This window comes from Micromonospora sp. NPDC047465, from assembly GCF_040643125.1.
Classification (GTDB): domain Bacteria; phylum Actinomycetota; class Actinomycetes; order Mycobacteriales; family Micromonosporaceae; genus Micromonospora.
The window spans coordinates 1-5,887 of record NZ_JBEYTP010000105.1 but is presented as its reverse complement, the minus strand read 5'-3'; the positions used below and the strand labels follow the sequence as shown (position 1 = coordinate 5,887).

Here is a 5,887-nt window from a genome sequence, read left to right as displayed (position 1 = left end):
CGCAAAGAACATCGATCCACCGAACCCCGTGAACACCACCCATGAGCAGGCCCTAACCTGCTAACCAGCCCTCCGCGTTACCGGGGGAACCTCAAAAGGCCCGGCGGTGGCCAGCCTGGCCGTCGCCGGGTCCGTCTTCGCCCTGGCCATCGGCAACGCCCGCAGGGCGGCATCCTGGCCGCGGCAGGCGTTCATGACCGCAGCACCAACAACAATAATCGATACTCAACGATCCGCAGCTGTGCACAAGGTCGTCAGAGCCGGGCCGATCGGGTCGGCTCGGCGAGGGGCCGGCCGACCCGGAACAACGCGAGCGGCTGGCCACCCACCCGTTCCGCGAGCCGGGCGGCGGTCACCGGACAGTCGATGAGCTGGCTGAGCGGATGGACCGCCAGGCCGTGCCTGGCGAGGGCCAGCCACGTGCGCAGGAGGCGACGTCCCGCAGCGATGTGATCGTCGCCGTCCGCCAGCATGACCAGGATGCTGCCGTCGTACCGCAGCAGGCTCCGGCCGCTGACGGCCAGCAGTGCCGCGAGGCCCAACCGGCGGGTGACGGGGTACGCGCGCAGCGAGGCGGCCAGGAACCGCGCTTCGAACCGGGACAGGACCAGAGCCCGGTCGGTGAGTCCGTCGAGGTGGTAGCGCGGATGGCGGGGGTCGAGGCGCAGCCAGTCGCGCAGCTCGGCCGCGACGGCCGGGGTGCCGAACAGCCAGCGGTCGGCGACCACCAATTCGCGCGCGAGATCCTGGGCGGGAAGGTGGACGAGGCCAGGTTCGAGGTCGGCGAGCACGGCCGGGTTGACGGGCCCGGTCGCGTACCGGCCACGGGCGACCCGGCGGGACTCGATGTCCGCGATCGTGAACGGGGTTGGGTATCTGTGCGGCGCGGCGACCAGGCGGGGGCCGGGTGCTGCGGTGACGTTGAGGCCGAGATCGGCGGCGACGATGAGGCACGTCTCGACGAACGCGCCGATTCCGAGGCCGAGGTCGCGTCCGGTCGGGTCAGACTCCGGCAAGGAGCGGGACTGGTCGACGTTGATGACGATCTCGTCGGCGTGGTACTCCGGCAGCCATGGCTGTGTGTTGTGTGCGCTCGGCGCCCGGCGGCAGGTCGCCTCGTACGCCCGTAACTGCTCAACCCACGTCATGCCGACCGCTTTTCGTAGAATGTGTGCCCGTGCAACGGTCGCCCGCCGGCCCGCCGGTACTGGGCGGCCGAGGCGGCGTTCTCCCGCTCGACGAAGGTGCTGCGCAGTGTCCGGTATCCGCCGGCAGCGAGGTTGCGGTGCAACTCCCGAGACAGCAGCGTCAGGTACCCCTTGCCCTGTTCCTCGGGCACGGTGCCTTTGATGATGAGCACCGCGTCGCGCCGGTATCGGGCGCGGGTCGCCAGCAGGCGAAGCTGATTGAGCACGCCGAGCCGGCCACCGACCTTCATGAGGAACTCGGAGATGTCCGGCACGGTCACCACGAACGCGATTGGCCGGCCGGCCTTCTCCAGCCAGAGCAGCAACGTCTCGTCGAGCAGGTAAGCGAGGCCGTCGGTCTGCTCGGCCAGTTGCTCGGTGGAGATTTCGGTGTAGTAGCCGAGCTGCGCGAAGCTGGCGTTGAGCATCTGCCGCAGGATCGGCAGCTGCTCGCGGAAGTGCCGCCGCGAGCCGTGCCGGATGATGAGCCGCTCCGCGGGGATTCGGGTGTCGTCAAAGGTGAACCCGTGGTCACGGTCGGTGCTGACTGGAGCGCCAGCGGGGGTCGAGCCGGCCCCGGAGTCCCGGCCGTCAAGGTCGACCAGCCAGGTGTCGGCCTCGAAGCGGCGCTGGAAGCCGTGCCGCTCATACATCACCGGGTAGTAGGCGGGGTTCCAGGCTGAGTCCACGAAGCCACGCTCGGCGAAGCCGGAGGTGATCACCCCGCCGGTCTGGTTGGGCAGCAGCGCGACCGGTCCGAACAGTGGCCGGCCGTCGGCCCTGGCCTCGACCGTGTCCATGATGGCGGCGAAAACGGCGTCGTCGTCGACGAACTCGGTGTGCCCGAACAGTTGCCGCGGGCCGACCTTCGCGTCGAAGGCGGTGCTGCGGTGCACGCTGGTCCGCCCGACCACCGCGCCGCGTCCGTCGCGGATCAGGAACAGTTCGGCGGTACGGCGGTGTGCGGCGATCACCGACGACAGCAGGGGCACGTACCGGCTGGTCGGGTGCAGCCGCAGTGGGAAGTCGACAAACGCTCGCAGGTCGGCCCGCGACTTCACGGCGGAGACTCTCATGCGCGGTGCACCGGCGGACCGGCCGTCTCGGTGGACAGCGGGGTGAACGTCTGGATGTGCGCCATGCCGTCAGCCTCGGCACGCCAGACGCCGTTGGTGTAGCCCTCGGGCTCGGCGTTGTACAGCCGGATGTAGCCGCCGGTCGCGTTCTGCGTGCCGTGGTCGGTCACCCAGCACATGAGGTCGCGGTGGTGGCGGCTGCGCGCGAACTTCAGCAGCGCGTCGCGGTCGCTGAAGAACGCGATGGTGCCGAGCGTGAACGGGAACTGGTAGTACACGGTATGCCACCGGTACCCGTCCATCCGTTTCATCTGCTTGACCATCTTGAACCAGGTGCGGGTGAGGGTGAGGATCGAGCGTGGCCCTCGGTATCGGGTGGCGCCGACGAACATGGCGGTCGCTTGGCCAACCGGCGGCGCGGCGGAAAAGTCGGAGGTCCTCACGTCGTCGCGCCCTTCACCAGGTACACATTTTTGATTTTGGACGTTGCGCCGGCGAACGGGCCGGTGCCGTAGTCATGAACTCTCACCCGCAGGTCGGCTGCGGACGGGTCCTCGACGAGGGATTCGGCGAAGTCCCGGCTGACCTCGGCGAGGTAGCGCAGCACCCCGCCGCGACACTTATCGGCAAGGGCAAGCCGCTCGTCGGGGCCGAGCGCGAGATCCTCGCGCAACTGCAGGTTGATGACCGGCCGGCTCTCCAGGTCCGCATGCTCCTCCAGCTCCAGGCAGAAGCTGTGCAGCAGGTGAGCGAGGGGATTGTCGGCGTAGAGGCCGTACTCGACGTCCTGCGGGTAGATGTTGGCACCCATGTAGGAGACGGTGCTGTCCTTGCGGCCGAACAGGAACAGCAGCGGCAGTTGCATCCGGTCGGACCGTCCCGCGCGTTCGGCGTCCGACCGCGCGGCCGGGTCCCCGATCGCGGCCAGCACATCCGGGTACGCGATCAGCCGGCCCTCGTCGCCGATGTTGTAGCGGACCTTCGGGTTGAGCACTGCCGTCGAGTTGATCGTGCAGAGCACCTCGTGGTCGGCGTTGGTCTCCAGATACGTCTCAAGCGGGTTGTACTGGAAGATCATCGGCAGTCGGTGCTCGTCGGGGCCGAGCAGGGCGGCCCGCAGGGCGACGTCGGTGCGTAGCCGGCGGCGGACCCAGACGGTGAAGTCGGTCTCCCCGGCGATACCGATGGTGAGGTCGCTGGCGCCGTAGCCGGAGCGTACCTTGAGGAAGCGCTCCTCCAGGTAGTCACGCAGCGCCTCGGTCATCCCCTCCCCGCCGACCAGACCGCTGATGCGGTACTCGCCCCACGGGAAGCCCTCGGCGTCGAGCTTGTCGCGCAGGTGCTTGAGGAACGGCGGGTACGCGGTGACGATGTACTCGAACCCGGGCCCGAAGTACCGCAGCGTGTCCGCGATCTTCTGCAGGTCCGGGCCCGTGTTCTTCACCATCGCGATCTTGGACATGGCGATGCCGGTGTTGGTGCCCGTGGCCCAGGCACCCATCGAGTAGGCGTTGATGACGAACCGCCGCTTCGACGGAAACACCATGGTCGCGTAGCCGGCCAGGTTCTTGTGGACCGAGCGCAGTTCGCGGCGGCTGCGAATCCAGTTGAACGGCTGACCGGACGATCCCGAGGACTCGTCGACGACGCTGCCGGCGATCTCGATCTCACCGTGCCAGCAACGCTGGGCCTCCGGGTATGCCTTCACGTACGACTGCTTGTCCGTCGGCGGGTACGACGACAGGTCGAACCAGCGAAAGCGCCATTGGTTGCGGCGCAGGAAGTCGCCGTACGCGGGCACGTCGATCGCGGCGAACTGACAGGTCATCCACGCGTGCAGCCGAGCGAAACGACCCATGTACGGACGGTAGTTCCGCGCCATGAGCCGCCACACCGCCGGATGAATCTGGTGCAGCGTGTAGAGCCAGGTCAATGCAAAGCTTGTGAACCGCAGCGTCCCCTGGCGCAGGAAGGTCATCACCACGCGTCCACGATAGGAGTCTCCGCAAGTCCCTCACCTGGTCACGGATACTCAACCGCCCTGGGCACCCCAACTCAACGACCTCCCGCCAAGCCCGTCAGCCTCGGCCTGTCAGGCCAGACCGGCCCATACTCGGACAGTCCGCGCGGTGGGTGTGTGCTCCAACGGGTTCCCTGCAGGGCCCGTCACGGCGGGCGGGGTGGACACCGTGCGCGATGTGATCCACTGCTGCGCCGCAACGACATCTTCTTCCAGCGCACCCGTACGTGGAAGGAGTCCACCGACCCGAACAGACCGCAGCGATCCGGGCCTGGCCGCTCGGAACAAAGTCGAGCTGTGCCTGACCCCGACCAGCGCGTCCTGGGCGAACCCGATCGAGGCCCAATTCGGGCCGCTGCGCCGGCTTACCATGGCCGGCTCCAACTACCCCAACCACACCGTCCTGGCCCGCGACCTGCAGGGCCTACCTGCGCTGGCGCCTGCGTTACGGATCAGTCTCGAGACGTGGGCGACACATCCGGCTGGATGCCCTCTTCGCTGTTGCTCGTTTCTCTGTTGCTCGACGGGGCGGTTGTAGACCCACCTGTCGAGCACGGTGGCACGGAAGCAGCGACGGCCGCTTCCGTTACTCCCGTCTCGGCCGCGTATCCGGGAGATCGGACCGCCGGTCCAAGCCAGCCCCTGACGGTGGCTGCCACCGCGGCCCGTGGCGGTTTGGCCGGGACCATGTGGCGGCCTTTCGACCAGGCCAGCAGCATTCCTTCAGTTGTGCTGATCCTGGTAGTGACCATGGTGATTTCTCGGCCCTTCTGATCCCAGGTGTGCCACAACGCCCACCCCTGCGGCCGTGCCTTAACGCCCAGCCGCTCGCAGATGTCGGTGTACTCCTGCTCGCTCAGGACGGTCGTGGGACGAACCAAGAGGGCTCCGGCCAGGCCGACCAGCTGGGCGTCCGGATCGACGCAGCCGTCATCCTCAAAGTGGTAATGCCGCAGCTGGCGTGCCAGCGCGTTGACGGCACGCTGCAGAGGTGTCGCATCGTCAGGATCCGGATCAAAGCTCAGCCAGCCCTCGTCCAGCGCCCGATCGACGACGTCATTGGCAAGAAGCTCTATCTCGCGGAGGTACTCCGCGTCAGTGAGGTCGATATCCGGCACCAGTTCACCCTGCCAGGCAGGCTTGCGGTCGTCCTCCTCATTACGTGAACAAAAGCAGTGTCACGCACGTCTCGTCGACGCCGATGACGACCGTTGGCGTGAACGGGCAGGAGACATGCAGCACGTCCCCGACGCGGTAGGCCATGGGCGGCAGATCGGCGCGCGACGCTCCGGGCAGGACGCCACTTGTGGAGGGACCAGGCCGCGGTCGCTGACTGCTCGAACTGGTTCGCGCGACCGCACGAACGGTCCCCGCCGTACCGCAGTCGATGCGCGCCGTCCGCGGCAGCTCCGCCCGCCGCCACCCGCCGACCGGCTGCGCTCCACGACGCGCGGTCTGCGGCAGCAGCGTGCGCCTGACCTCGGTTGGCCCATGACGACCGGTAACGGCCCTGTATGGTCATCGCCGTGGTGCCACTTGAGGCCGTGTATTGCGATGGGTGGGACGGCGGTGTGGTCAACCCGCTGAGCCCGACCGATGCGGAG

Annotated in this window: 5 protein-coding genes; all 5 read right to left on the bottom strand. The window is 67.9% G+C overall.

Going from position 1 to position 5,887, the window contains the following annotated elements:
- Positions 1–254: 254 nt before the first annotated feature.
- The 5 genes from ABZ793_RS34465 to ABZ793_RS34445 all read right to left on the bottom strand — a co-directional run bounded on the left by ABZ793_RS34465 (position 255) and on the right by ABZ793_RS34445 (position 5,401).
- Positions 255–1,148, bottom strand: coding sequence for a hypothetical protein (locus ABZ793_RS34465; RefSeq protein WP_357465152.1), 894 nt, complete (start codon positions 1,146–1,148; stop codon positions 255–257).
- Positions 1,145–2,263 (bottom strand): hypothetical protein, encoded by a 1,119-nt coding sequence (locus ABZ793_RS34460; protein ID WP_357465150.1) that lies wholly within the window; start codon positions 2,261–2,263, stop codon positions 1,145–1,147. The genes ABZ793_RS34465 and ABZ793_RS34460 overlap by 4 nt, the downstream gene beginning before the upstream one ends.
- Positions 2,260–2,706 (bottom strand): DUF4188 domain-containing protein, encoded by a 447-nt coding sequence (locus tag ABZ793_RS34455; RefSeq protein WP_357465148.1) that lies wholly within the window; start codon positions 2,704–2,706, stop codon positions 2,260–2,262. The genes ABZ793_RS34460 and ABZ793_RS34455 overlap by 4 nt, the downstream gene beginning before the upstream one ends.
- Positions 2,703–4,241: a phenylacetate--CoA ligase family protein gene (locus ABZ793_RS34450; RefSeq protein WP_357465154.1), complete on the bottom strand. Its 1,539-nt coding sequence runs from the start codon at positions 4,239–4,241 to the stop codon at positions 2,703–2,705. Before ABZ793_RS34450 ends, ABZ793_RS34455 begins: the two co-directional genes overlap by 4 nt.
- A gap of 494 nt (positions 4,242–4,735) precedes the next feature.
- Positions 4,736–5,401: a hypothetical protein gene (locus tag ABZ793_RS34445; RefSeq protein ID WP_357465156.1), complete on the bottom strand. Its 666-nt coding sequence runs from the start codon at positions 5,399–5,401 to the stop codon at positions 4,736–4,738.
- Between the last annotated feature and the right edge of the window lie 486 nt (positions 5,402–5,887).

Bases quoted from the DNA above. Each gene is read 5' to 3' on its own strand.
- ABZ793_RS34465 (WP_357465152.1), bottom strand. From the start codon at position 1,148: ATGACGTGGGTTGAGCAGTTACGGGCGTACGAGGCGACCTGCCGCCGG.
- ABZ793_RS34460 (WP_357465150.1), bottom strand. From the start codon at position 2,263: ATGAGAGTCTCCGCCGTGAAGTCGCGGGCCGACCTGCGAGCGTTTGTC.
- ABZ793_RS34450 (WP_357465154.1), bottom strand. From the start codon at position 4,241: ATGACCTTCCTGCGCCAGGGGACGCTGCGGTTCACAAGCTTTGCATTG.